The organism is Undibacterium umbellatum (genome assembly GCF_014284125.1).
In the GTDB taxonomy this organism is placed as follows: domain Bacteria; phylum Pseudomonadota; class Gammaproteobacteria; order Burkholderiales; family Burkholderiaceae_D; genus Undibacterium; species Undibacterium umbellatum.
In genome coordinates this window covers 17,734-44,126 of the sequence record NZ_JACOFX010000008.1, presented here as the reverse complement: position 1 = coordinate 44,126, position 26,393 = coordinate 17,734, and the positions used below count along the sequence as shown (strand labels likewise).

Here is a 26,393-nt window from a genome sequence, read left to right as displayed (position 1 = left end):
CAAATTCACTTACTGCTAACTGCTTTAACTTCATCATATTTAAACCGCATCAGGTCCCGTCTCGCCAGTGCGAATACGTATCACCTGCTCCACATTTTGTACAAAAATTTTCCCGTCACCAATCTTGCCGGTGTGGGCTGCCTTGATAATTGCGTCGACAACATTGTCGGCAATCTTGTCGTCGACCACGACTTCTACCTTGATCTTGGGTAAAAAATCGACGACGTATTCTGCGCCACGATATAGTTCAGTGTGGCCTTTTTGACGACCAAAACCCTTGACCTCGACGACGGTCAGACCCGTCACGCCAACATCAGCGAGTGCTTCACGGACTTCGTCGAGTTTAAAAGGTTTGATGATTGCGGTGATCTGTTTCATTTCTCTCTCCTTATAATTACGGTTAATACAATTAATGCGGATTAAACTAGTCTCTGAACTTCGAAGTAATCGGATAACGCCAGTCGCGCCCAAAAGCACGATGTGTAATCCTGATACCTATGGGCGCTTGACGCCGCTTGTATTCGTTAATCTTGATGAGTCGCGTGATACGCTCAACATCTTCCGGCTGATAGCCAGCTGCGACAATTTCTGCTCGGGCCTTGTTTTCTTCCATATACATGGCCATGATGCCATCCAGAATGTCATAGGGCGGCAAGGAGTCCTGGTCTTTTTGATCAGGTCGCAATTCAGCTGATGGCGCCCTCGTCAGTATCCGCTCGGGTATTACGGCTGACAGGGTATTGCGATAGGCGCACAGGCGGTACACCAGGGTTTTGGCTATGTCTTTGATAACAGCAAAACCACCTGCCATGTCACCATACAAAGTACAGTAACCTACGGCCATTTCACTTTTGTTACCTGTTGTCAAAACGATGGAACCATATTTGTTCGACAAGGCCATCAAGAGTGTGCCGCGTATCCTGGCCTGGATATTTTCTTCTGTCGTGTCTTCTTTCAAGCCGGCAAACTCCTGGCTCAGGGTAGAACGGAATGCATCGAAACAATCGCTGATGGCAATTTCATCATAGCGCACACCTATTCGGGCGACCATATCACGCGAATCCAGCCAGGAGATATCGGCTGTATAGGGCGAAGGCATCATGATGGCCCTGACCTTATCTGCACCCAAGGCATCGACAGCAATTGCCAGTACCAGGGCAGAATCAACGCCACCAGACAATCCCAGCAAAACACTGGGAAAGCCATTCTTGCCAACGTAATCCCTGACGCCCATGACCAGCGCCTGATAAACCTCGGCTTCTAGCGTCAACGCCGCCTCGATCCGGGTAGGCAAAGGCTGTGCTCCATCAAATTCTATCAACTGCAAATCAGCTTCACAGTGTTTCAATTGCGCACTGATCTGGCCCTGAACATCCATGACAAAGGAATTGCCATCAAAAATCAATTCGTCCTGGCCGCCAACGAGGTTAGCGTAGACCAAGGACAATCCTTGAGAAATGACATTTGCACGCATGACATCATAGCGTTGATGCTGCTTGCCCATATGGTAGGGTGAACCATTGGGTACCAGCAGCACTTCTGCGCCAGCCTGTTTGGCCAGCAGAGGAGCATCAGACGACCAGGTATCTTCACAGATATTGATACCGAAATTCACGCCCTTGATGGTGAACACGCAAGCCTGATTAGCAGATGAAAAATAACGCTTTTCATCAAACACCATGTCATTAGGCAAGTCGCGCTTGAAATAGGTTGTCAGTACGACACCGTCTTGCACGACAGAAACAGCATTATACCTCTTTCCGTCCACTTCACTGGGATGACCGACCAAAACAGCAAGTCCGGGAAATAGCGTAAGCTGTCTCTTCAAGCTATCCAGAGCATGGGCAGCATCCAGATAAAATGCCTGGCGCAGCAACAAATCTTCTGGCGGGTAACCTACCAGAGATAGTTCTGGCGTGACGAGTATATCTGCGCCCTGCTCTGCAGCACGACGGGCATATTCTGTTATCTGTGCAGCATTGCCGGTAAGATCACCGACAATACTATTCATCTGGGCAATGGCAACTTTTACTGTCATATTGGCAAATCTGTATAAAATCGAAAATGAAATCTGAATCTCCAGCCCCACATTATCGCATGCGCATCGTCACTTCACTGAGCGAGATCGCGCCCTTGGTCTGGGACAGTCTGGTGGCTGACCAGGCACATGCCAATCCATTTTTGTCGTATGCATTTTTAAGTGCACTGGAAGAATCAGGTTCTGCCATTGAAGAAACCGGCTGGCAAGCCTGCTTTATCACGATCTGGGATGGCGAACAATTGGAGGCCGCACTACCCCTTTACGAAAAGACACATTCTTACGGAGAGTATGTGTTCGACTGGGCCTGGGCCAAAGCTTACAAGCACCATGGATTTGATTACTATCCCAAATTGCTGTCTGCCATTCCGTTTACGCCCGTGACAGGAAGCCGCTTGCTGGCGCGCAATGAGCCAGCCCAAAGGGCGTTGATCACCGCTTTGCAAGAACTCCAGCAAGCGGGCGATTACTCCTCAAGTCACCTGCTCTTTCTGCCCGAAGAGCAGGCACGGTTGCTCAGTGAAGAAGGTTACCTGTTACGCAAATCTGTGCAGTTCCATTGGAAAAATCAAGGCTACCAATGCTTCGATGATTTTCTGGATAACCTGGATAAAAAGAAACGCAAAAACATCCGTGCCGAACGCAGAAAAGTACACGATGCCGGCATACAGTTCATACATGTGCGCGGACAAGAGATGCAAGACGATGACTGGCGTTTTTTTAAAAGCTGTTATGACCAGACTTATGAAGAGCATAATTCCTCGCCTTACCTGAATCTGGATTTTTTCTTGCGCTTAGGCAAGAGCATGCCTGAGAATATTCATCTCATTGTCGCATTGCATGACGACAATAAAATTGCCGCCTCATTGTTAATTCATGATACACAGCGCGTCTATGGACGCTACTGGGGTTGCCTGGAAACACATCCCTGTCTGCACTTCGAGACAGCTTATTATCAATCCATAGAATTTTGCATTCAAGAAAGAATCGCTATTTTTGAAGGCGGAGCTCAAGGCGAACACAAAATGGCACGCGGCTTTTTACCTACAACTACCTGGTCTGCCCACCATTTGAGTCATGCTGAATTTTCTGATGCCGTTTCCAATTTTCTGGTACGTGAATCCAGGGATATTGCACTATATTTAAATGAGTTACATGAACACACACCCTACAAAATCCTGAAACACATTGAAGCAAGCGCCACTTGAATTTTTACCTGGATCAGGGCATCCTGTCGCAATGCAAAACAATTTTATATCCACGCCAAATGCGCCGCCTGCAGCATTGCCGACCAAACGCGTAGGACGCTTTTATTTAAGCGAACGTATAGGCATGGGATCAAATGGAGCGGTGTATCGGGGGCACGATCCCGTTATTGACCGTGATGTTGCCATCAAAATATTTAGTGCAGGCAGTAATGCTGCCGACAAGAAACAACGCGAACAACAGTTTATCAACGAAGCACGTGCTGCTGGCAGATTATCCCACCCGAATATCGTCACCATTTTCGATGCATCGAGTGAAGGTGGCACAGCATTTATCGCGATGGAATTTCTGCAAGGCAAGGATTTGCGACATTTGCTCGCCGAAGGCAAACAATTCGACATTATTGAGACGACTACCCTCATACAAAAAATTGCCGATGCCCTAGCCTACGCGCATGCCAATGGTGTGATACACCGCGATATCAAGCCCGCCAATATTTTTGTACTACCCAATCAGCATCCTAAAGTCGTGGACTTTGGTATCGCCCGAGCCCCCAATCGCGTGCTGGATGAAACCAGGGAACAAGCGCATACCCTGTTTAATAATAATATCCTGGGCACCCCCAACTACATGTCGCCAGAACAGGCGAACGGCAAGCAGGTCAATGCACTGACTGATGTGTACTCCCTCGGCACCGTCATGTATGAAATGCTGACAGGACAAAAGCCTTTTCAGTCGCAGGATGTAGACAAATTATTGCAACAGATTGTAAGTAAAGTAGCAAAGTACCCGTCTGAAGTTCGCCCAAGCATCCCGGACTCCCTATCCAAAATCGTCATGAAGGCAATGCAAAAAGATCCGGCTGCACGCTATGAAAATGCAGCAGAAATGTCTTTGGCATTGGAAAAATTCCTTGAGCGCGACAAGAAATTGAAACGCAAACGCCAAAAACAGGGTGGCGAGTCAAACAGCTACAGAGATGATGAAGACAAGCAGCCTAGCTCTTGGTTGAGTTGGATGGCAATTGTATTCGCGGTTGTGGGAATTGCGGCCTATTTGATGCACAGGTTTTAAGTGATGCTTCCAGTCTACGAAACTGGGGAGCCAAAAAAAAGCTGCGATATGAATCACAGCTTTTAAATCGCAGTTTTTCTATAGCAGCAGAAGTATTATGCTTCTGCTTTATTGAAATTTTCTACGCCAGCAAGAATTTCTGCTCTGGCATCATCAGGACCACCCCAACCTTCAATCTTGACCCATTTGCCTTGCTCCAGATCTTTGTAATGCTCAAAGAAATGCTGGATTTGACGCAGGCGCAATTCATTCAAGTCTTCCGGTTTTTGCCAGTGTGTGTAGATAGGCAAAATCTTGTCTACAGGTACGGCCAATACTTTGGCATCGTTACCGGCTTCATCTGTCATTTTCAGGATGCCGATAGGACGGCAGCGCACTACTACACCAGGGATCAGCGGGAAAGGCGTGATAACCAGTACATCAACCGGATCGCCATCACCGGCCAGGGTTTGTGGCACATAACCATAGTTGCAAGGATAATGCATGGCAGTGCCCATGAAGCGGTCTACAAAAATAGCGCCGGTCTCTTTATCAACTTCGTATTTGATCGGGTCCCCATTCATAGGAATTTCGATAATAACGTTGAAATCATTTGGCAGATCACGACCTGCTGGTACTTTATTCAAGCTCATCTTGCACTTTCTGTATAAGAATCAATAGAAGAAATGGTTTGGGCAAGATTATATAGTTTTTCAACGCAAAATTGTGCAATGCAACAGGCATCAATACAATTTAACATGCACATATACAATCAATTTCCTCATAACATGGTGGCAATCGCACATTGGCGATAACGACTGGCAGCCTCTTCTGGTTGCCCCAGCGCCTCATGCAATTGCGCCAGCTTCAAATTGGCTTCTCGCACAGTGCGCGGATCTACTGCGTCCGATAAGGCTTGCTCCATATGTCTTTGTGCCTTGCCCCATAATTTTTGGCGCAGACATAGTGTACCAAGGGTCAGTGCCAACTCAGGATCGGTAGGATGCTGCTCTGACCATTTTTCACAATGTTCAATTTGTGACAACAAGGCAGCCGAACCTTCAGAAGCAGCCGCATCACGGTAGGCACGCATGAGGCGTTCATCCCACTCTTCCACCAGCGCTTTTTCGACGATACCCCGAGCATCATCAAACAAACCATGAGAATTGAAGGCAGCAGCTGCAGTAGATGCTACAAAAGCAGACTTGCGATCTGCCTGAGGAATTTCATACCAGACGCGGCGTATGGATTCGGTATCATGCCCCTGGTTTTTCAACAAGTCTTCATAAGCCAGCTCACGCAAACGCTGCGACAACGCCGGATGCAGGGCGCGGTGTTTGTCCAGGGTGCGTACCAGCTTCAAAACTTCCTGCCATTTTTGCGCTTGCTGGTTGGCCTTCAATGCCCAGCGCAACACTTGAATATGGCGGGTACCATTGGCATTCAGCTCACGCACTGCTTCCAGCGCCTTGCCAGGCTGATGCTGATCCACCAGCAATTCAGTCATACTCACCAGGCGAGCGACCTTGTAAGCATTGTCTTGCTCAAGGCCGGCAAACCAGGAGTCGCGTCGTTCAAACTGGCTCATATGGTGAGCAGCTCGCGCGCCTATCAGGGACGCAATCGCTGCATTGTCCGGCAATTCCGTAGCACGCATGGCCGCTTTTTCAGCATGACCGAAACGACCTTCAAACAGCGCCTTCAAGGCCTCACGCAAAGCCTTGTTACTGTCTTTCTCACGCTTGTTCTGACGATACAAGGCTACCTTGCGTGGCATTTTCCTGGTGGTGATAATGGTACGTATCACCAGATAAATCACCACAAAAACAACCAGCAAAAGGAACAGGAAGAAGTTCAGTGACAAGTCTATCCTGTAAGGTGGAAAGAACAGGACTACATTCCCGGGGTTATAACGTGCGCCCACAGCAAGACCAACGGCAAGCGCGAAAAGAATCAGAAGCCGGATAAAGATACGCATACTCTTATGGCTTCACTTTATAGTTACGTACCGCATTCAGGCTTTCACCCAACGTCGGCATTTCTATCGACAGATTGCTACCCTGCACCTGGCGCAACAAGGCTTGCACAGTCTGTGTCTGCTTGGCACGGGTATCAAAATATTTGGCGATAGCATCCTGGGCGGCAATCATATCGCTTCTGAAGATACTTTCATTTCTCGACAAAAGTGCCAGTCTGGCGTTCAACAAGCGCAATTTCAGGTTCTCACGAGCAAAATAAGATTGCGAGGGAGTCAGCAACAGTACATCAGGTGTTTCCACATTCCTGACACGTATCAATTGCTTAACTTCACCCCACATCTCGCTGGAAAAACTCTGCCAGCCATCTTGCAAGCGCATGCTCCAAGTACTCTCTTCTACGTCATCGACGACTTTTTTGTCTACCTTGGCACTAGCAGCAGACTTGGGCAAGACGCGCAGCGGCGCTTTTGGCGGCGTCGCCGTCACAACGGATTTCTCATCCGACCACAGCGGTATATGGTCAATCTGGGCAATCACACTATCGAGACGCAGCGCCACACCTGGCAAATCAAGGGCAGGTAAAGATTTTAGTCTTTCTATGTCCTTGGCAAGTGCGCGGCGTATTGAGATAAACTGTGGTTTGTCTGACTTGGCCAGACGACCATCGGCATTTTGCAAGGCAATCAAGGCACCCTGTACATTGCCGGCCAATTGCAATTGCTGGCTGGCTGTTGCCAATACCTGTTCAATTTCGGCCAGGGCCCAGTCGTCACGATTCTTGGACAAATCCTGATAGAGCTGTTCCAGAGCCAGTTGCTGACTTTGCGATTCAGATTGCTTGCCTTCAAGGAGAATGACTTTGGACTGAATTTCCTTGGCAGTCTCCTGCACATTGCGCGCCAACAGCTTGGTTTCACTGCTATTGCTATCTGCGGTCAACAGGCGTTTGGCGACCTCGTCACGCAAACCGCTGATCTGGTTTTGCGAAGACCACCAGTTCGCGGCCAGCAAAACAGCCAGCACACCAGATATCAGGTAAGCAGGATGGTTCCAGCCGGGTTCTCTCGGTTCCTTGTATGCCTCTGCAGGCAAAACAGGGACTGGCTGTCGCGCCACAGCGTCGACAGGGCTTGCCGTTACGACGGCTTCGGGATTTGATTGCTGTTCACTCATAGACGAGATTGTAACGCGACAAGCAGTTGTTCGTCGCCAGAAGCTGTTAAGGTTATGGATAGAAACCCCAGAGACTTTGCGGTTTCTTCGATACGGCTATGTGGCACCAGCAAATGTTGCCGTTGCATTTTTGCCACGCCGTCAGTTAAATCTAATGTTGCGACATAGTCACACAAATTGCGCAAAGCTTCAGAACTGGTGATGATCCAGTCATTCTCAATGTCCAGCAAATGCTTCAATTGCTGTTGAAGGGTCTGATTGATTGCGGGCTTTACTCTGCGGTAGGCTGCTACTTGCACTACTTCTATGCCTTGTTCGCGCAAAGCATCAGCCAATAGTTCACGCCCTGACTCACCGCGCACAATCAGCACTTTTTGTCCCTGTAGAGCAGGCAAGTCCAGTTCGGCTAGCAGGGTTTCAGAATCAGTCTTACGCGAATTGCGCGGGCGCAAAACAGTTGCAGTCTGATCATTCACACCGTACTCCGCCAATTTAGCCCGACTACCCTCACCCATGACGGCAAAAGTCAAACCTTGCGGCACAGTAGTCAGGTGGCGGAAAAAAGCATCAATCGCATTTGGGCTGACAAAGGCAATTAATGCATAGTCGTGCAACTGCTTCAACTGCGTCAGTAAAGCAGCATTGTCTTCCAGTGCCCCGATCTCAAGCAAAGGGAAATGCACTACTTCGCGCCCCATTGCCAGGACTTGCCTGGCAAAATCCTGAGCCTGAGCTATTGGACGTGTCAGTATGACCGTATTATTTTGCATGCCTGGGCTATGTCATTCTGTAATCTGGGCTTTGCAAACTGCCAATATCGCTTCGGCATCCTGGGCAGACAGGGCTTGCGCCAGCTTCAGTCCCAGCTCATGCGGCTTGTCTGCAGTCCCAGTCGCTTCAGCTTTGGCAATGCGCGTGCCATCAGGCGTTGCCACCATCGCCCTGATCTGCATTTGGCCGTTATCAACTGTGGCAAATGCCGCCAGAGGTATTTGGCAACTGCCACCAAAAGCCTTGGACACTGTCCGCTCCGCCGCTACAGCCTGGGCTGTCTCGGTATGATTTAAAGCTGCCAGCATGGCGTGCAGCTCTGGCCGGTTGTCTGGTATTTCTATTGCCATCGCCCCCTGCCCTGCAGCTGGCAGGCTTTCTTCAGGGTCCAGGCAGGCGCGTATGCGTTCAGGTACACCCAGGCGTTTCAGGCCAGCTGCAGCCAGGATGATGGCAGCATATTCACCATGATCAAGTTTGCGCAAACGGGTATCCAGATTGCCACGTAGAGGCCGTATCACCAGATGCGGGTAACGGGCAGAAATCAGGGCCTGACGACGCAAGCTGCTGGTCCCTATGACGGCACCAGCAGGCAAACTGTCCAGCCCGGCATAGTCATTGGAAACAAAGGCATCACGCGGATCTTCACGCTCCAATATGGCTGCAAGAGTAAAACCCTCAGGCAAATCCATGGGTACGTCTTTGAGTGAATGTACCGCCAGATCAGCACGACCTTCGGCCATGGCGACTTCGAGTTCCTTGACGAACAGACCTTTGCCGCCCACCTTGGAGAGCGCCCGATCAAGTATCTGGTCGCCGCGGGTAGTCATACCCAAAATCTCTATCTGCCAATCAGGATACAGCGCGGCCAGGCGGTCACGCACATGTTCTGCCTGCCACATCGCCAAACGGCTTTCGCGTGAGGCAATAATCAATTTTTTAGAACTTGAGGAGGTCAAAATAAGGCTACTTTCAACTATAAAAGCGGGATGCACGGGATACAAAAGCAAACCGCGATTTTATCATTGCAGGAAATGACTTTATAAGTAATTCAGATGACAAGATGGCAGTTTTAACAGAATTAAATTAAATCCACACTAAAACCAATCCCAAACTCGTCCAAAATCTGGTCAAACTTGACATAGCCAGCCTGAAAACGGCATCATAGCCGGAGAACACGCCTTGATATACGTCATGCCGCCCAAGCTTCCGCGGCATTTTTTACGTATACTCTACGGCTACTGGCAATTTCACCGCAATTTCACTGCATTACCCAATTGGATTTAGCATGCTCCCTGGTACTGAAGATAAAAAACACCTGATACTAACGGGTGACCGCCCTACCGGCCCCCTGCACCTTGGCCATTTTGTTGGCAGTTTGCGCAATCGCGTCAAGTTCCAGAACCAGTATGAGCAATACATCATGCTGGCAGACGCCCAGGCATTGACTGACAATATGGAAAACCCTGCCAAGGTCCACGACAATGTCATGGAAGTGGCGCTTGATTATCTGGCAGTAGGTATAGATCCTGCCAAATCAACGATATTTATTCAGTCACAAATCCCAGAACTGACAGAATTAACTTTCTATTACCTCAATCTGGTCACCGTAGCCCGCCTGGAGCGCAACCCGACCATCAAGCAAGAGATCGTTTTGCGCAATTTTGAGCGCGATATCCCTGCTGGTTTCTTGACTTATCCAGTCAGCCAGGCAGCAGATATCAGCGCCTTCAAAGCCAGCCTGGTGCCCGTCGGTGAAGACCAGATTCCAATGATAGAACAGACCAATGAAATCGTGCGTCGTTTCAACCGCCTGGCAAATAAAGATATTCTGGTTGAATGCCAGGCGCTGGTGCCTGAAATTGGCCGGCTGCCGGGCGTGGATGGCAAGGCCAAGATGAGCAAATCTCTGGGCAATGTCATCAACCTTGGCTTCACACCTGCTGAAATCAAGGCAGCTGTGCGAAATGTTTACACTGACCCATTGCATTTGCGCGTGGCTGATCCCGGCCACCTGGAGGGCAATGTCGCCTTTATCTACCTCGATGCTTTTGATGAAGACAAAACCGGTCTGCAAGAAATGAAAGACCATTATGTGCGCGGCGGCCTGGGTGACAGTATTGTCAAAGGTCGTCTGGAAGGTATTTTGCAAGATATGCTGAAACCGATACGTGAACGCCGTGAAGAGTATGCCAAAGACCGCGGTCAGGTTTTGCAAATGCTCAAGGATGGCACCCGCAAAGCACGCGAAATTGCTGCTCAGACCACCGACGAAGTCAGGGCTGCGATAGGTCTGAAACACTTCTGATCTGCGAAGGGATTCGAATCTCCGACCCACCTAATCACCTTTGAGCAAAAATTTTATGAGCGCAACTGATTTTCATCTGACACTCAGTTCCGCTCGCGCCCTACATCTGGCAGCACAGGGCTTGCTGCAACCGCCTCCGCGCAAGACTGGCAAAGACGATGTATTGGCTTGCATACGCAATATGTCGGCTCTGCAGATTGATACCATAAACGTAGTGGCGCGCAGCCCTTATCTGGTTCTATGGAGCCGCCTTGGGCATTTCGAGCATGCCTGGCTCAATGAATTATTGGAAGAAGGCCATTTGTTTGAATACTGGTCGCATGAAGCCTGCTTCTTGCCTATAGAAGACTATGGCCTGTACCGCCACCAAATGGTGTCACCACAAGGACTGGGCTGGAAATACAATCACAAGTGGCTACAAGAAAATACGGCACAGGTAGAAACCATACGGCAGCATATACGTGAAAACGGGGCCAGCCGTTCGGCTGACTTTGAGCGCACCGATGGCAAAAGTGGCGGCTGGTGGGAATGGAAGCCAGAAAAACGCTCACTGGAAGTCTTGTTCACGACAGGTGAAGTGATGGTAGCCAAACGCCATAACTTCCAGCGCATCTATGATTTGCGTGAGCGCGTGCATCCAAAATGGAATGATAAAAAACATTTGCGCACGCCGCTAGAATGCGAACGCACGCAGATACTACAGGCAGTGCGTGCGCTAGGCATTTGCAAAGCCAGCTGGATGGCTGATTATTTTCGCATGGGTAAATTTGATGCAAAAAACCAGCCTGTGCAACTGGTTAAGGAAGGCTTACTGATACCAGTGCAGATAGCAAATCAGGAACAGCTTTTCTACGTTCATCCAGCCCGTCTGGACGCCCTGCAACTAGCGCAAGACAATCAACTCAAGGCAACAGCCACCCGTATACTCTCCCCTTTTGATCCAGTTGTCTGGGATAGAAAACGTGCCATAGAATTTTTTGATTTTGACTACAAGCTGGAGTGCTACACGCCCGCCCCTAAACGGCGCTACGGCTACTTCACCCTGCCTATATTGCGCAGGGGGGCACTGATAGGCCGCATGGATGCCAAAGCCCATCGCAAGGATGGCATGTTCGAAATCAAGGCTCTGCATCTGGAATCTGGCGTACGAGTTTCCAAGGCAATGACCACCGATCTAGGCAAGACCTTGCGCGAATTTGCCGCGTGGCATGAATGTACAGATATACAGCTACAACACTGCAGCTCACCAGAGCTAGGTCAACTGCTGGCCACAGAAATTTAATTGTTGACAGACAAAAAGAAAAATACAGAACAAACAAAATTTCCACTCTATTGAGCATATTCTCTTATTCTCCTTGTTTGAAATCAAGGCAGATGTGACAATCCACCTGCATGCTGGATACACCTTCAAGGGGATAGACTATGTACAAGCGTATACTGCTACCGACCGATGGCTCAGAACTGTCACATGCCTGTGTTACAGCTGGCCTTGAATTTGCCCAACAATTACAGGCAGAAGTGGTTGCGGTATATGTTGCTGGCAATTATCAATATCCGCTCTATGTCGATATCTTGCCACCCAATGGCCCCACCGAAGAAGAGTACCAGGCGGCCATGCAAACACTGGCAGAAAGCTACCTGCAACCTGCCAGGGAAGCAGCGAATGCAGCTGGCCTGGCTTATCAGGAAGTCATACAATTCAATGACTCCACCGCCAAGGAAATCGTCCATACAGCCCAGGAATATGCCTGCGACCTGATCTTCATGGGTTCACATGGCAGAAGCGGCCTGGGTCAATTCATACTGGGCAGTGTTACAACCAAAGTCTTGTCCTTGTGCCTGATCCCAGTGCTGGTACACAGGATCAAACATCACTAAGGAACCTCTGATTAAGTCCAGCAGGCTAGTCGCAAGTTCTTGATTTTTCGAGGATTAATTTTTCGGTTTTGGACTTAATCAGAGATTCCCTAAGTACATGTTTGCGATTCGTAGAGAGCGTCAGCGCTCGAAGAGCAGCGCATGAGCCCGATCATATGCGAGCAGTAAGATCGCAAACAGGTTCTAAGCGAGACAGAACCACACGCCTGCACTGGCTACAGTACAATGTTGGAAATCCTTGCTTTGGCACAAGTATGTGCCAAAGCGCCGCTGAACATGAAATGTAGCCCTATTGCCTCTATGACCCGCATCTTGATAGCCGACGACCATACCATCATGCGCGAAGGACTGAAACGCATACTTGATGGCATAGAAGACATACAAGTAGTTGCCGAAGCAGTCGATGGTTTCGATACCCTGGAAAAAGTACGCACCACCGAATTTGATGTCTTGCTGATGGATTTGTCCATGCCTGGCCGTAGCGGTGTAGACCTGATACGCCAGATCAAGGACGAATTCCCCAAATTGCCAATCCTGATACTCACCATGCATGAAGAAGAGCAGTATGCCGTGCGTGCCATACGCGCTGGTGCGCGTGGCTACCTGACCAAGGAAAGCGCAGGCACACAACTGGTCACTGCCTTGCGCAAGGTTGCCTCGGGTCGCCCGTACATCAGCATAGAAGTAGCAGAACAACTGGCTATGAGCGCCATGCCTGCAGATGACAGCCAGCCGCATACCAGCTTGTCGGACCGTGAATTTGAAGTATTTACCCACCTGGTCAAGGGCAAATCAATCACTGAAATCGGTGAACTCTTGCATTTGAGCGTAAAGACAGTCAGCACCCACAAAACTCGCATCATGCAAAAAATGAATATGAGCAATTTGTCTGACCTGGTGCAATACGCCGTGGCACACCATCTCCTGTAGCCTGAATACTGTAGCCTGCACCCGCCTTCCTCCTCGACCATATCCCTTCTGACGGCACCTGATTGACCACCATCAAATCAGGTTGTCTTCTCCGGCCGCCATATTACTGCTAGGAATATTCCTACAGATACAGCGCCAAATCTGACAATTCAAATCAGCATCTCCTGATTTAAATCAATGCTGATGCTGACGATAATAGAGCCTAAGCAAACACGCACAACAAGTCACAACATGAACCTGTACATCGTCGAAGATTCAGTCCTGATTCAAAACCGCCTGGTGCGGTTCGTTGAAGAAGTGCCTGGCATGCATGTCCTGGGAGTCGCAAGTGACATGGGGAGCGCCTACCAAGCCCTGCTTGGCAATGACGCCGACGCATTGATACTGGATCTCCAGCTCGCCGATGGAAACGGCTTGCAGCTGCTGAGGAATATCAAGCAAAGCAGGCCAGCCATCAAGGTAGTGATACTGACAAATCACGCAACAGAAAACAATCGCGTACTTGCATTGCGGGCAGGCGCAGATGGTTTTTTGGATAAGTCCACGGACTTTGGTTCGCTACAAGATTATCTGCTGCGTTGGCAGCAACCAGATTCAAATCATCAAATTAACTAATGTCGCAAACCGTTCAAGGGGACTACCATGACTACAGCAACCTTTACAAACAGTACCAGCAGCCTGTCTTCAGTTGCCAGCAAGAATAGTTTTCCAGTCATCTCCAATGAGGCTGGCTGGCGTTGCCATGGCAATCTCTGGTCCAACCTGCATGAAGTTTGCGAACTTCTGCGCATACCTACCCCTGCTGCTTCTGCAGATGAAGAAGTGTTGTTTCAGCATGTGCGTTACAAAGCGGGTCAGCGTGTACACACCATAGGCCAGGATTTTGAAACACTTTACATCGTCAATTCAGGATTCTTGAAAACTGTCCTCATCGACGAGTATGGCAATGAGCAGGTATTGAGTTTCCCCATGAAAGGTGATCTGCTCGGGATTGATGGCATACATAACCAACAACATGCCTCTGAAGCCGTAGCACTGTCTGATTGCGACATCATACTCATGCCTTACAAGACTTTCTCTGCGCTGGGACGTATTTATGCAGAGCTGGAGCAAGCCATGTTCAGCGTCATGAGCCGCGAACTGGTGCGCGAACAAATCATGATAGGCATGCTGAGCGCCCTGAGTGCTGAAGCCAAGGTGGCTCGCTTCCTGACTACACTCGGGGAACGCTTTAGCCAGCTCGGCTATTCTGGCAAGTCCTTTAATTTGCGCATGACACGTCACGAAATCGGCAGTTACCTGGGCCTGACACTAGAAACAGTCAGCCGCACCCTGTCTGCCTTTAATGAAATGGGATTGATCAGTGTCGAGCAACGCCAGATAGCACTTCTAGATGTGCCCGCACTGAAAACCCTGCGTCGCCTGCCACCTGCCAAAGCGCGTATCAAAGTCAGTGAAAAAGTGTCGGCATTAGTTGGTAAGAACCTATTGCCACAGTGGGGCAAAGAAGTTGCTGTTGCTTTAAATTAGTGTAAGCTTTAGCAAGTAAGTATCGACTTTTGCCGGGATCATACCGGCAAAAGCATCGCTGAACTTGTTTTTTCCCACGATTTGAGATCAAGGAGCAAAACATGCCGTACAAAACCATCCTGGTTCATATTGATGAATCTGAGCGTTCAAATTTTCGCGTGCGTGTCGCGGCTGAAATCGCTATGTGCGACGAAGCACATCTGGTAGGCACTGCAGTCACTGGTGTGTCACGTTTCATCTATCAGGATGGCAATATCAGCGCGAATGACCCCAATCTGACCATACACTTGAGTTATTTGCGCGAGCGTGCAGAAAAAGCGGTAGACAGTTTCAACCAGCAAGCTCAGGCAATCGGCGTCAACTCTTTCGAGAGCATGATCGCCAATGATGAAGCAGGCGGCGGCATCGGTTTGCAAGCCAGATATAGTGATCTGGTTGTAATTGGCCAAACCAATCGCGACGAACCTTCGCCTTCCGTACTGCCAGACTTCCCAGAGTATCTGATCATGAATTCTGGGCGCCCAATATTGATTATCCCTTATGTCGGTGACTTCACGACTGTTGGCAAACGTCCCCTGATCGCCTGGGATGCCAGCCGTGAGTCAACGCGCGCCATTACAGACGCAATCCCCTTGCTGCGCCGTGCAGACTTGGTCCAGGTTGCGATTTTCAACCCCAAGTCCGTGCCAGACAGCCATGGTGAACAGCCAGGCGCTGACATTGCCCTGTATCTGGCCAGACATGGCGTCAAAGTCGAAGTTGGCGTGCATAAAACCTCGACCGATATCGGCAATGCCCTGCTCTCGCTGGCACATGATCTCGATAGCGATATGCTGGTCATGGGTGGATATGGTCATTCACGCTTCCGTGAAATGATCATGGGTGGTGTCACCAGAACTATTTTGCAAAGTATGACCGTGCCTGTGCTCATGTCGCATTAAGCGATTTTACCTGTCATCGTCAATGACACTCCTGCTTCAGGAGTGTCATTTTCATTTATAGCTGCCAGCATGGTGAACTGCCATTAAAATACTCCCTTCCTTTATTATCAAATCAAAAAAACATGGCACAAGACTATTCCAGACTGGTAATAGTGCGCTGGACTGCAGGTTTACTCGCAATCTTGTCGCTTCTTTTATGGTTGAATCATGCTGCTCTATCTGCCATGCAGATGCCAGCACCTTTGCCAGTACATACGGTGCTGGAAACCGTCACCATCGTCATTTTCACGTCAGTGTTTATTGTTTGCTGGAATGCTTTTGGCGGCTCCAGAAAAAAAAGTAGCGTCATACTGGCGGTCGCGTTTTTGTGTACTGCCATACTTGGGTTCATGCATGCCATCAGCTTCCAGGGCATGCCAGGCTTTCCTGACGCAGAGGACATGCATAAGTCCCTGCTGTTCTGGTTGCTGTCACGTTCATTCATTGCAACTACCCTGCTGGGCCTGGCAATGGCGCCACAAGACTCTGAGGTCAGTCCGCTACAAGCTTACTTTGTTCTGACTGCCGGGCTCCTGGCGACCGCAGGCTGGATGGTGATGGTATTTATGTTTCCACACTTGTTACCACTGACGTATATCGAAGGCGAAGGACAAACCTCATTCAAAATGGCCTGTGAACTTGGCCTGATCGCCATCAATTTGTTCACCGCCTACCGATTTAACAAGCAAGGCGCTGCCTCATCCCCAACAAATGAACTGGGAGGACGCCTGCAAATAGAACGTGCGCCCTTGTTCCTGGCTGCGATACTGCTGGCAATCTCGGAGGTCTATTTCGCTATTTATGTAAATGGCAATGATGTCTTTGTCGCGGTGGGCCATGTATTTCAACTGCTGGCGGCAATCGCCATTTACCGGGGCATGGTTGCTGTCAACATTCATACTCCCTATGCCACTCTGGCGGAGACCAGCCAGAACCTGGCGCGCTCGGCGGAAGAACTGAGTATAGAGCGCGAACGCTTGAGTCGCATGATAGACACTGCCATCGATGGCATCATCACGATCGATGAAACCCAATCCATCATTCTGGTCAACCCTGCCGCAGCAGCCATGTTTGGTCATGATGTGCAGTATTTGATGGGGGCTTCACTCAATACCGTATTGCCTGAACGCCATCGTCAGGTGCATGGAAGGCATGTAAAGGAATTTGGTGAAACCGGTGCAACCCGCCGGAAGATGGGTAGCAATTTTGAAGATTTTTATGTGACGGGCGTCAAGGCAAATGGTGAGGAATTTCCCATCGAAGCATCAATCTCCAGTCAGATAGAAAACGGCAGGCGTTTTTACACCGTGATCTTCCGCGACATCACGGAACGCAAGGTAGCCAAAGAAAAAATGGCGCTCTACCATGATGAATTGACGCAGTTGTCCGCTACCCTGCAAAGCATACGCGAAGAAGAACGCAAGCACATAGCGCGCGAATTGCATGATGACCTGGGCCAATTGCTGGCCGCCCTGCGCATGGATTTATCGTTACTGCAAAGGGATAGCATACTCACTGGCAAGACCCAGCAAACCATCAACAGTATGGACCAGTTACTACTGACATCAATCACAACCTTGCGGCGAATCGCCACTGATCTCAGGCCACGCGCACTGGATGAAGGTGGCCTGTATTTCGCACTACAGACCCTGCAAAAAGATTTTTCCATCCGTCATGGCATAGCTTGTGACTTGGAAGCCAATGAAGAACAACTGGCGCTAGACGATGCGCGCAGCACTGCCATCTTCCGCATCGTCCAGGAATCATTGACGAATGTGGTCAGACATGCGGCTGCAACAGAAGTACAAATTGTCTTTGAGCGTAATGCCACCATGCTAAGTTTCAGTATTGCTGACAATGGCAAAGGCATAGAGGCTGAAGAAATGCGCAAATCACGTTCTTTCGGCCTGGTCGGCATGCGCGAGCGCGTCAAGGCCATGCATGGCGAATTCTTGGTTGACAGCCAGCCTGGTGAAGGCACCAGGTTGAAAATTAATTTGCCACTACGTTATGTAAATAACTAAATCAAATAAATCATGCAAATTAAACAAGCAATTTGATTAGCTGTGCAAACTTGTCCATTCCAGTATAAGCTTGCATAAAACTACCTCGGATTGCATAGTAACTGGAGTATTCATGTCGGTATCAGCACTCAATAGTGGTCTGTCCGGGCTCAAGGCTTTTAGCCGTGCGCTAGACAGCTCTGGTCACAATGTTGCGAATGCCAGCACCTCTGGCTTTATTCCCCAGCAAACCAGCTTCCAGGAACAAGCTGCAGGTGGTGTCACTGCCAACATTAGCAAAGAGGGAAGTAGCCTGGCATCTCAAGAATTGAGTGGCACTGACCTGGCGAATGAAATTGTACAATCCATACAATTCAAGCTTGGTTTTGACTTGTCAGCCAAGGTCGTCAAAACAGCAGATGAGATACTGGGAACGCTCATCGACATCAAGGCTTGAAGATTGTCTGCCGCTCAAGCAGCTGGCACCAGGCACAAGAAGGATGGCATATCCTTCATATCAAAATACCACAAACCCATAGCACCTATCCCCATCAAAATCGCTGCCGCCAGATAACGCAATCCACACATGATGCTCTTATTGTGCGCCTGCTGCATGATCGCCTGCGTCAGTAATAAATGCGGTAGCGCAAACAAGCCAAAGATCAGCATCAGCAGACCGCCAGACCAGGCATCACCAGACAAAAGAGCAAACGGGGCAACGCCATACAAGAGTCCGCATGGCAGGCAGCCCCAGCTCATCCCCAAAAGAAAAGGATATTTTGCTGCTTGCTGCAATGATGGCAATTTCCTGCTCATACGAGCATGCAAATTTGCCCAAACATTTTGCAGAAACGGCAGGCGTGGCAACAGGCCTGATATGCGCAAGGCGAGCAATATCAACATCAAGTTACCGATTACAAACAGGATTTGCTGGACAGGGAGATAAGGTTTAAACCACATGCCGGCAGCACCCAGCCCGCCGAGTATTGCACCGGCGATTACATAGGTAAAAATACGCCCGCTTTGCAACAGGCTTTGGTACAACACCCTCGCATGCAGACTGTCGGTAGCACCAACTTGCCTGCTCTCAGCCGCCACGGTAATGGGAATAACTTTGCTGACCGATGCTGCTGGTTTACCGGTCTTCTGCCCCGCCTGTGTCAACAGCATGGAAATACCACCGCACATGCCAACGCAGTGAACGCCGCCTATGGCGCCAGCGGTCATCGCGGCAAACACCAAAGGCAGGGTCAGCATATCAAATCAACTTGGAATATCTGGCACCTGATTGCTGCCCCAGATAGCGGTCAAATACCATGGCCAACGCGCGCACAAATAAACGCCCCCTGGCTGGAATACTGATGCTGTTGTCATCAATGACCAGCAAACCTTCTTTCGCATAGTCCTGCAACTTCAGCAATTCCGCAGCAAAGTAATCATGAAAGGAAATGCCGTACTGCATTTCCAGAAATTTGAAATTGAGCGTGTTGCTGCACATCAGGCTCATGATGACTTGCCGGCGCAAGATATCATCTGCATCAAGGTGATATCCTTTTTCAACAGGCAGTTTTCCTTGATCGAGACAGGCATAGTACTCATCAAGGGTACGCAGATTTTGCCCATAAGAAGCCCCAATCTTGCCTATTGCTGATAAACCCAGCGCAATCAGGTCACAATCTGCTCGCGTGGTATAACCCTGAAAATTCCTGTGCAGGCTGCCATCCAGCGTCGCCCGTGCGAGGCTATCATCCGGTTTGGCAAAATGATCAAGGCCTATGTAAACATAACCTTCTGCCAGCAAGCGTTTTATCGACATCAGGAAAATCTGCAGGCGCTGTTCAGCCGATGGCAAATCTGCTTCGGCAATACGACGCTGCGGCTTGAAGCGCGTGGGTAAATGGGCGTAGTTATACAAGGCAATGCGGGCTGGTGACAGCGCGATTACCTGATCCAGAGTTTGCGAAAAACTCTCCAGATTTTGTTTGGGCAAGCCATAGATCAAGTCGAAATTAATCGATTGAAAACCACAGGCGCGACTATCTGCCACGGTCTGCGCCACCATTTCGTAAGGCTGTATGCGGTGCACAGCTTTTTGCACATCGGCATTAAAGTCTTGCACTCCCAGACTGGTGCGATTGAAACCCAGCTCAGCCAATAATTGCAAAGTCTCAGTGGTGACTGTGCGCGGATCGATCTCTATCGATATTTCCGCATCATCGGCAAAGTCAAAATGCTCGCGCAGCACGTGCATCAACTGGCGCAACTCGGCATGACTAAGAAAGGTTGGCGTACCGCCACCAAGATGCAACTGACTTAACGTTTCACGCACATGCAAGTGCTCAACCACCAGCTTCAGTTCCTTGGCCAGATACTCCAGATACTTGGCTGAGCGGCCATGATCCTTGGTAATGACCTTATTGCAGGCACAGTAATAACAAAGTGAAGCACAAAACGGGATATGTATGTACAGCGACAATGGAGGCTTATTGACGAGCAGGCTACGCTCTTTTAGATACTGCATATAAGATTCAGCAGTAAAGTCCACCGCAAACCTGTCTGCCGTTGGATAGGAAGTGTACCGAGGCCCCAGGCTATCAAAACGGCGTATCAGGTCTTCCGGGATTTCTATCGCTGGAAATGCAGCCGGCTCGTTCATGTTCATGATGCGGTTCTCTATTTCTAGTGTGCTTTTTGCACAAGCAAAGCCGTCAAACCACTAGACAGAATTCCCAGCAACCAGAAGGCAAAAAAGCCTACTGTGTATGCACCAGTTTCATGCATTTGCAGGCGCCGATCCAAGACAATCAACTCCATCGGATCAACCATACTGAAGAACAAGCCTGTTGCCGCACAAGCCATCAAAAAAGCTGGCCACAAAACGATCATTAACATCGAACGTAACTGTGGTTTGCGTGGTGTGATAGTGCTATGTTCCAAATCCTGTCCCCTTCTAGTGATTATCCAGCCTTCGGTCAGCAAAATTCAGGGATAGGCCTCATTTTGCTGCATTCAGTTGTACTGGTTTTTGTCCTGGATCAAACCAGTCACCAGTCAGGCGCCAGTCGGTAGTCTCCAGTTTGATATGAAACAGCTTAACAGTGTCTTCGCCGACCTTTGGCATCAGTTTTAACTCACCTTCATAATGCCCGGGCGCTGTCTGCTTCAGAGGTAAGCGGCGTATGACTTCGCTGACCGAATTGCTTCCTTTTGCTGCATTGGCCAGGCTGAGCTGTATGGTTTCAGGCAAATTACCTTTACCACTCAGTTGCAGTCTTACCTTGCTATTGGTAAGGTCGGCATTGATATAGGCGTTCAGTTGTAGTTCCCTGGCCTTGGCATCACGCTGTATATCTTTATTGATCATCAAGCCTTGCTTGTAATAGTCCTCGGCCACGACTTTGTCAGCACCATGCATGGCGATGTAGCCGGTATAAATACTTGCACACACCACGAATGCAGGGCCGCCAGCAACCAGCAGCAACCATGGTTCTCTGTACCAGGTATCGCGCCTGGATTTTGGGGGCATCAAACTGGCTTCCATTTTTTCTCCTATCGCGGAACGATAAATACGGCTTTCTCAGTCACCGTCACTTCTGGCGAGTCCAGATCCTTGATTACAAAACGTATGCGGTTAGAGCCCGTTGCCAACGCTTTGGCAGGCACCCGTACCCTGACCGGGAATGCTTTAGTGCTGGCAGAATCAACTTCAAGAGTAGCAGAATTGACGATAACCGCACCAGCCGCGCCATGCACTTCGACACTATAGTGGCGTGCTGATTCCTGGGTATTCATCACTTGCAGGCGGTAGACATTCTCAATCGCGCCAGTTTCTGTGATTTTTGGCATGCTTCTATCCTTGAGGACATCCACCTTCAAGGGCGTATGCAGGGCCAGAGAGACGGCCGCCAGTAAAATGATCAAGCCTAGCAAGCCACCATAGATGAGCGTGCGCATGCGGAATACGCGCTTCCACATGGCTTTGTCATCCAGTTTGCGTGTCAGCGCATGCTCTGTGGTATAGCGTATCAGGCCGCGCTCATAACCCATCTTGTCCATGACCTGATCACAGCCGTCGATACAGGCACCACATGCAATACATTCATACTGCAAACCTTCGCGGATGTCGATGCCGGTAGGACAGACCTGGACACAAATCCCGCAATCGACACAATCCCCCATACCCTGGGACTTGTAATCAACCTTCTTGTTCCTGGATCCGCGTGGATCACCTCGCGCAGTATCATAAGTAACAATCAGCGTGTCCTTGTCGAACATGGCACTCTGAAAACGCGCATAAGGACACATGTATTTGCAAACCTGCTCGCGCATCCAGCCGGCATTGCCATAAGTGGCAAAGCCATAGAACAGGAACCAGAATGTTTCCCAGGGACCCAGTGTAAAATCACCAACAGCGATCGCCAGTTCACGGATAGGCGTGAAGTAACCTACAAAGGTGAAACCAGTCCAAAGAGCCAGAGTAATCCAGATGAAATGCTTGAGGAATTTGAGTGAGAATTTTCGCGTCGACATGGGCGAAGCGTCCAGCTTGATCCGGGCATTGCGCTCACCCTCGACCTTGGCTTCTATCCACAAAAAAATCTCGGTGTAGACAGTTTGCGGGCAAGCGTACCCGCAGAATAATCTGCCAGCGATGGCAGTGAACAAGAACAGACTCAAGGCCGAGATCACCAGCAAGACAGCCAGATAAATAAAGTCTTGCGGCCACAAAACCAGGCCAAAAATATAAAATTTGCGAGCTACCAGATCAAACAATACCGCTTGTCTGTCATTCCAGTTCAGCCAGGCTGTACCATAAAATAACGCCTGCGTAAAAAATACCAATACCCAGCGCCAGGAAGAAAACCAGCCTGTTTGTGTACGCGGATAAATCTTCCTGCGTTCTTCAAAAAGCGCCAATTCAGCTTCTTCTATCGGCACCGGGATGATGGGTATGTGCTTCATCTTGATTCTGTTCTTCTTAGTAAGGCAAAAAAGCAGCGTTATTCAACGCGGGTGGGGCGTGCTGTATGATCATGCTCGTCCTTATTGTTGATTAACGCTGCTGTTGATATCAACAATTACTTGCTTGCCGCTGCTTCAGATGCAGTCGCAGCAATTTGCTTGACCGCGCCAGCATCTGCATCACTGATCTGGGCTGAGGCAGAGTTGTTCGACAAACCCCAGACATAAGCTGCCAGCAAATGTACTTTGCCTTCGGTCAAGATACCTTTGTGCGCTGGCATCTGATTACTGCGACCCTTGTTGATGGTTTCCATGACGCTGTCGATACCACCTCCATACAGCCAGACTTTATCTGTCAGATTCGGCGCACCCAGCGCCTGATTGCCCTTGCCTTCACCACCATGGCAAGCAGCACAGGCAGCAAATTTAGATTTACCCAAAGCAGCCTTGATAGGATCATGGGCAGAATTCGACAAGCTCAGCACATAATTGGAAACGTTCCTGACGTCATCATCCGTACCCAGCGCTGCACCCATAGGTGGCATCTGACCGTGGCGACCTTCTCGTATGGTGGTCAAGATTGTTTGTGGATCACCGCCATACAGCCAGTCATTATCCGCCAGATTCGGATAACCCTTGCCGCCTTGCGCATCTGAGCCATGACATTGGGCACAGGTATTGAGGAACAGACGCTGACCAATGTCCCGTGCTTGCGCATCCATGGCAACTGCCTTGACATCCATGGCCAGGTACTTGTTAAAGATGGGACCATACTGCGCCTCGCCATCCTTCATTTCTTTTTCATAGGCTCCCTGTTGGCTCCAGCCAAAAGTACCCTGCCACTTGCCAAAGCCAGGATAAACCACAAGATAGCCCACGCTATATACCACTGTCAGATAAAACAACCACATCCACCATTTGGGCAGGGGATTGTTTTGCTCCATCAAGTCACCATCCCAGACATGGCCTGTAGTTTCTGCTGGCAAAGGCTTGCCATCACTTCCTACCTTAACCTTGACCTTGGATTGTGACCATAACAGTAAAACACAGGCCAGCATGGACAAGGCCGTGACGATGGCGATACCGGTACTCCACCATTCATTAAAAAAGTCTGCCATGGCTATTTTCCATTCTCATTATCAATTGGCAAGCGTGCCATTTTTTCGAATTTCTCCTTATTCCTGGCACTGAATGCCCAGTAAATAATGCCAAGGAATACGATGAGGCTGACGACCGTTACAACGCTGCTGATTATTGTGAAATTCATTTCATTTCTCCCCGAAAGGCCGGGCCATTAATGTCCCGGCTATTCCTTTATCAATTCTTGCTCTTGATCGCAGTACCCAGTACTTGCAGATAGGCGACCAGCGCATCCAACTCGGTTTTGTTGGCCACTTCAGCCGAGCTTGCCTTGATTTGTTCGTCGGTATAAGGGACACCCAGGGTTTTCATGGCCTGCAATTTTGGAGCAATCGCATTTGCATCCAGTTGAGTCTTGGCCAGCCATGGGTAGGCGGGCATATTCGACTCCACTACCACTGAGCGAGGATCATTCAAATGGTCCCGGTGCCAGCTATCACTGTAACGACCACCTACCCGCGCCAGATCCGGGCCAGTACGCTTACTACCCCACTGGAAAGGATGGTCATAAACAGATTCCCCAGCGACGGAATAATGGCCATAACGTTCAGTTTCAGCACGGAAGGGACGTATCATCTGCGAATGGCAACCATAGCATCCCTCCCTTAGATAAATATCACGTCCAGCCAGTTGCAGTGCCGAATACGGCAGCATTCCCTGTACTGGCTGAGTCGTCGATTTTTGAAAGAACAAGGGTACGATCTCAACCAGACCACCAACACTGATCGTCAGAATCACCAGCACCAGCAACAAGCCGACATTGCGTTCAATCAGATCATGAGTAAACTTACGCATCAAATTTCTCCTTTGATTTATGCATGTGCTGCATTAGCAGGCAAAGCCGGGATCGCATTATTGACAGGCTTGGCAGCCATGATCGTTTTGGCGACGTTGTAGGCCATGACCAGCATGCCACCCAGATACAGCAAGCCACCCGCCATACGTATGACATAGTAAGGGTAAGTCGCTTTCACGCTTTCCACGAAGGAATATGTCAACGTGCCGTCTTCGTTGACTGCGCGCCACATCAGACCTTGCATAACACCAGCAATCCACATCGATGCGATGTACAAGACAACCCCAATTGTCGCCACCCAGAAATGCACTTCGATGAGACGCTTGCTATACATTTGAGTTTGACCAAACAGGCGCGGGATCAGGTAATACAAGCTACCGATGGTAATGAAGCCAACCCAGCCCAGAGCGCCAGAGTGAACGTGACCTACAGTCCAGTCTGTGTAGTGAGACAAGGCATTGACAGTCTTGATCGCCATCATCGGTCCCTCAAAGGTCGACATGCCATAGAAAGACAGGGACACGATCAGGAAACGCAGGATAGGATCAGAGCGCAACTTACTCCAGGCACCAGACAGTGTCATGATACCGTTGACCATGCCGCCCCAGGATGGCGCCAGCAAAATCAGCGAGAACAGCATGCCTATGGATTGCGCCCAGTCTGGCAAGGCGGTGTAATGCAAATGATGCGGACCCGCCCACATGTAAGTGAAGATCAATGCCCAGAAGTGAACGATGGACAGTCGATAAGAGTAAACCGGGCGCTCGATTTGCTTGGGAATGAAGTAATACATCATGCCCAGGAAGCCCGCAGTAAGGAAGAAGCCCACCGCATTGTGGCCATACCACCATTGCACCATTGCATCCTGCACACCGGCATAAGCAGAATAGGATTTCATGAACGACACGGGCATGGCTGCACTATTGACGATATGCAAAACAGCTACCGCAATGATAAATGCGCCGTAGAACCAGTTGGCTACATAAATATGCTCAACCTTGCGTTTCATCAGCGTACCGAAAAACACCACGGCATATGATACCCAGACCACGGCGATCAGCAAGTCGATAGGCCATTCCAGTTCTGCATATTCCTTCCCCTGGGTATAACCTAAAGGCAAACTAATGGCTGCCGCGACGATGACCAGTTGCCAACCCCAGAAAGTGAATTCGGCAAGACCATCAGAAAACAAGCGGACATTGGAGGTACGCTGTACGACATAATAAGAAGTCGCAAATAAGGCGCAGCCACCAAAAGCAAAAATCACGGCATTGGTATGCAGGGGGCGCAAACGCCCGTAGCTTAGCCAGGGTATCCCCCCAAGAAATTCCGGCCAGGCAAGTTGAGTTGCAATCACCACGCCCACGAGCATGCCGACTATTCCCCACACCACTGCCATGACAGAAAATTGCCGTACAACCCGATAGTTGTATGTGTTTTCTTTAGTTATTGTCATGATCTCACTCTGTTGTAAAAATACACTGTAAGAATAACAATCGGACTGCCCGACTACATTGATACACATCAAATATTGCCGGATTCAAAGTCGATTGCTCGCGAAAGACAACATTAGCAAGAATAGACAAAATTTTAATTTTTGACAAAAAAAAGACACCTCGAAGGTGTCTTTTTCCAACAGCAAATGT

General features: G+C 49.5%; 27 protein-coding genes. 11 read left to right on the top strand and 16 right to left on the bottom strand.

Annotated elements, in window-relative coordinates:
- Positions 1 to 39: 39 nt before the first annotated feature.
- Both H8L47_RS15790 and H8L47_RS15785 read right to left on the bottom strand, forming a co-directional pair.
- Positions 40 to 378, bottom strand: coding sequence for a P-II family nitrogen regulator (locus H8L47_RS15790; protein WP_110253085.1), 339 nt, complete (start codon positions 376 to 378; stop codon positions 40 to 42).
- A gap of 46 nt (positions 379 to 424) precedes the next feature.
- On the bottom strand, positions 425 to 2,038 hold the full coding sequence (locus H8L47_RS15785) for an NAD+ synthase (RefSeq protein ID WP_186954558.1): 1,614 nt from the start codon (positions 2,036 to 2,038) through the stop codon (positions 425 to 427).
- Positions 2,039 to 2,064: 26 nt separating this feature from the next.
- Between H8L47_RS15785 and H8L47_RS15780 the strand changes: the two genes are divergently transcribed.
- Both H8L47_RS15780 and H8L47_RS15775 read left to right on the top strand, forming a co-directional pair.
- Positions 2,065 to 3,246 carry a GNAT family N-acetyltransferase gene (locus H8L47_RS15780; RefSeq protein ID WP_186954557.1) on the top strand — a complete coding sequence of 394 codons (1,182 nt, stop codon included), beginning with the start codon at positions 2,065 to 2,067 and terminating at the stop codon, positions 3,244 to 3,246.
- A gap of 31 nt (positions 3,247 to 3,277) precedes the next feature.
- Positions 3,278 to 4,318 (top strand): serine/threonine protein kinase, encoded by a 1,041-nt coding sequence (locus tag H8L47_RS15775; RefSeq protein ID WP_186954556.1) that lies wholly within the window; start codon positions 3,278 to 3,280, stop codon positions 4,316 to 4,318.
- Between the two features lie 95 nt (positions 4,319 to 4,413).
- On the opposite strand, the gene ppa is transcribed toward H8L47_RS15775, so the two are convergent.
- The 5 genes from ppa to hemC all read right to left on the bottom strand — a co-directional run bounded on the left by ppa (position 4,414) and on the right by hemC (position 9,179).
- Positions 4,414 to 4,950, bottom strand: coding sequence for an inorganic diphosphatase (gene ppa / locus H8L47_RS15770; protein WP_186954555.1), 537 nt, complete (start codon positions 4,948 to 4,950; stop codon positions 4,414 to 4,416).
- Positions 4,951 to 5,078: 128 nt separating this feature from the next.
- Positions 5,079 to 6,275, bottom strand: a complete 1,197-nt coding sequence (locus H8L47_RS15765) for a heme biosynthesis protein HemY (protein WP_186954554.1) — start codon at positions 6,273 to 6,275, stop codon at positions 5,079 to 5,081.
- Positions 6,276 to 6,279: 4 nt separating this feature from the next.
- Entirely contained in the window at positions 6,280 to 7,449 is a 1,170-nt protein-coding gene (locus tag H8L47_RS15760) for a uroporphyrinogen-III C-methyltransferase (protein ID WP_186954553.1), read from the bottom strand.
- On the bottom strand, positions 7,446 to 8,219 hold the full coding sequence (locus H8L47_RS15755) for a uroporphyrinogen-III synthase (RefSeq protein WP_186954552.1): 774 nt from the start codon (positions 8,217 to 8,219) through the stop codon (positions 7,446 to 7,448). The genes H8L47_RS15760 and H8L47_RS15755 overlap by 4 nt, the downstream gene beginning before the upstream one ends.
- A gap of 12 nt (positions 8,220 to 8,231) precedes the next feature.
- Entirely contained in the window at positions 8,232 to 9,179 is a 948-nt protein-coding gene (hemC, locus tag H8L47_RS15750; RefSeq protein ID WP_268978063.1) for a hydroxymethylbilane synthase, read from the bottom strand.
- Positions 9,180 to 9,508: 329 nt separating this feature from the next.
- Between hemC and trpS the strand changes: the two genes are divergently transcribed.
- From trpS to H8L47_RS15705, 9 genes are all read left to right on the top strand, one after another.
- Entirely contained in the window at positions 9,509 to 10,528 is a 1,020-nt protein-coding gene (trpS, locus tag H8L47_RS15745; protein WP_186954551.1) for a tryptophan--tRNA ligase, read from the top strand.
- Positions 10,529 to 10,583: 55 nt separating this feature from the next.
- The gene (locus H8L47_RS15740; protein ID WP_186954550.1) at positions 10,584 to 11,810 is read left to right on the top strand and encodes a winged helix-turn-helix domain-containing protein; all 1,227 of its coding nucleotides are present in this window, start codon (positions 10,584 to 10,586) and stop codon (positions 11,808 to 11,810) included.
- A gap of 140 nt (positions 11,811 to 11,950) precedes the next feature.
- Positions 11,951 to 12,406, top strand: coding sequence for a universal stress protein (locus H8L47_RS15735; protein WP_186954549.1), 456 nt, complete (start codon positions 11,951 to 11,953; stop codon positions 12,404 to 12,406).
- 300 nt (positions 12,407 to 12,706) lie between these two features.
- Positions 12,707 to 13,336, top strand: a complete 630-nt coding sequence (locus H8L47_RS15730; RefSeq protein ID WP_186954548.1) for a response regulator — start codon at positions 12,707 to 12,709, stop codon at positions 13,334 to 13,336.
- 231 nt (positions 13,337 to 13,567) lie between these two features.
- Entirely contained in the window at positions 13,568 to 13,951 is a 384-nt protein-coding gene (locus H8L47_RS15725) for a response regulator (protein ID WP_186954547.1), read from the top strand.
- Between the two features lie 27 nt (positions 13,952 to 13,978).
- Positions 13,979 to 14,866: a helix-turn-helix domain-containing protein gene (locus tag H8L47_RS15720; protein ID WP_186954546.1), complete on the top strand. Its 888-nt coding sequence runs from the start codon at positions 13,979 to 13,981 to the stop codon at positions 14,864 to 14,866.
- A 101-nt stretch (positions 14,867 to 14,967) separates the two neighbouring features.
- Positions 14,968 to 15,807 carry a universal stress protein gene (locus tag H8L47_RS15715; RefSeq protein ID WP_186954545.1) on the top strand — a complete coding sequence of 280 codons (840 nt, stop codon included), beginning with the start codon at positions 14,968 to 14,970 and terminating at the stop codon, positions 15,805 to 15,807.
- Between the two features lie 122 nt (positions 15,808 to 15,929).
- On the top strand, positions 15,930 to 17,870 hold the full coding sequence (locus tag H8L47_RS15710) for an MASE3 domain-containing protein (protein WP_186954544.1): 1,941 nt from the start codon (positions 15,930 to 15,932) through the stop codon (positions 17,868 to 17,870).
- A gap of 112 nt (positions 17,871 to 17,982) precedes the next feature.
- Positions 17,983 to 18,306 carry a flagellar basal body rod C-terminal domain-containing protein gene (locus H8L47_RS15705; protein WP_230413768.1) on the top strand — a complete coding sequence of 108 codons (324 nt, stop codon included), beginning with the start codon at positions 17,983 to 17,985 and terminating at the stop codon, positions 18,304 to 18,306.
- A 14-nt stretch (positions 18,307 to 18,320) separates the two neighbouring features.
- Here the strand turns inward: H8L47_RS15705 and H8L47_RS15700 are convergent, their stop codons facing one another.
- The 9 genes from H8L47_RS15700 to ccoN form a co-directional block, all read right to left on the bottom strand.
- A complete protein-coding gene (locus tag H8L47_RS15700; protein ID WP_186954543.1) occupies positions 18,321 to 19,106 on the bottom strand; it encodes a sulfite exporter TauE/SafE family protein in 786 nt (261 codons plus the stop codon).
- A 1-nt stretch (position 19,107) separates the two neighbouring features.
- Positions 19,108 to 20,511, bottom strand: coding sequence for an oxygen-independent coproporphyrinogen III oxidase (gene hemN / locus H8L47_RS15695; protein WP_186954542.1), 1,404 nt, complete (start codon positions 20,509 to 20,511; stop codon positions 19,108 to 19,110).
- A 17-nt stretch (positions 20,512 to 20,528) separates the two neighbouring features.
- Positions 20,529 to 20,786 carry a hypothetical protein gene (locus H8L47_RS15690; protein ID WP_230413767.1) on the bottom strand — a complete coding sequence of 86 codons (258 nt, stop codon included), beginning with the start codon at positions 20,784 to 20,786 and terminating at the stop codon, positions 20,529 to 20,531.
- A gap of 58 nt (positions 20,787 to 20,844) precedes the next feature.
- Positions 20,845 to 21,390, bottom strand: coding sequence for a FixH family protein (locus H8L47_RS15685; protein ID WP_186954541.1), 546 nt, complete (start codon positions 21,388 to 21,390; stop codon positions 20,845 to 20,847).
- An 8-nt stretch (positions 21,391 to 21,398) separates the two neighbouring features.
- A complete protein-coding gene (gene ccoG / locus H8L47_RS15680) occupies positions 21,399 to 22,811 on the bottom strand; it encodes a cytochrome c oxidase accessory protein CcoG (RefSeq protein ID WP_186954540.1) in 1,413 nt (470 codons plus the stop codon).
- Positions 22,812 to 22,927: 116 nt separating this feature from the next.
- Positions 22,928 to 23,929, bottom strand: a complete 1,002-nt coding sequence (gene ccoP, locus H8L47_RS15675; RefSeq protein WP_186954539.1) for a cytochrome-c oxidase, cbb3-type subunit III — start codon at positions 23,927 to 23,929, stop codon at positions 22,928 to 22,930.
- 2 nt (positions 23,930 to 23,931) lie between these two features.
- Entirely contained in the window at positions 23,932 to 24,078 is a 147-nt protein-coding gene (locus tag H8L47_RS15670) for a cbb3-type cytochrome oxidase subunit 3 (RefSeq protein WP_186954538.1), read from the bottom strand.
- A 50-nt stretch (positions 24,079 to 24,128) separates the two neighbouring features.
- Complete coding sequence (ccoO, locus tag H8L47_RS15665; RefSeq protein WP_186954537.1) at positions 24,129 to 24,746, bottom strand: cytochrome-c oxidase, cbb3-type subunit II; 618 nt, start codon at positions 24,744 to 24,746, stop codon at positions 24,129 to 24,131.
- Between the two features lie 17 nt (positions 24,747 to 24,763).
- The gene (gene ccoN, locus H8L47_RS15660) at positions 24,764 to 26,203 is read right to left on the bottom strand and encodes a cytochrome-c oxidase, cbb3-type subunit I (protein ID WP_186954536.1); all 1,440 of its coding nucleotides are present in this window, start codon (positions 26,201 to 26,203) and stop codon (positions 24,764 to 24,766) included.
- Positions 26,204 to 26,393: the final 190 nt, after the last annotated feature.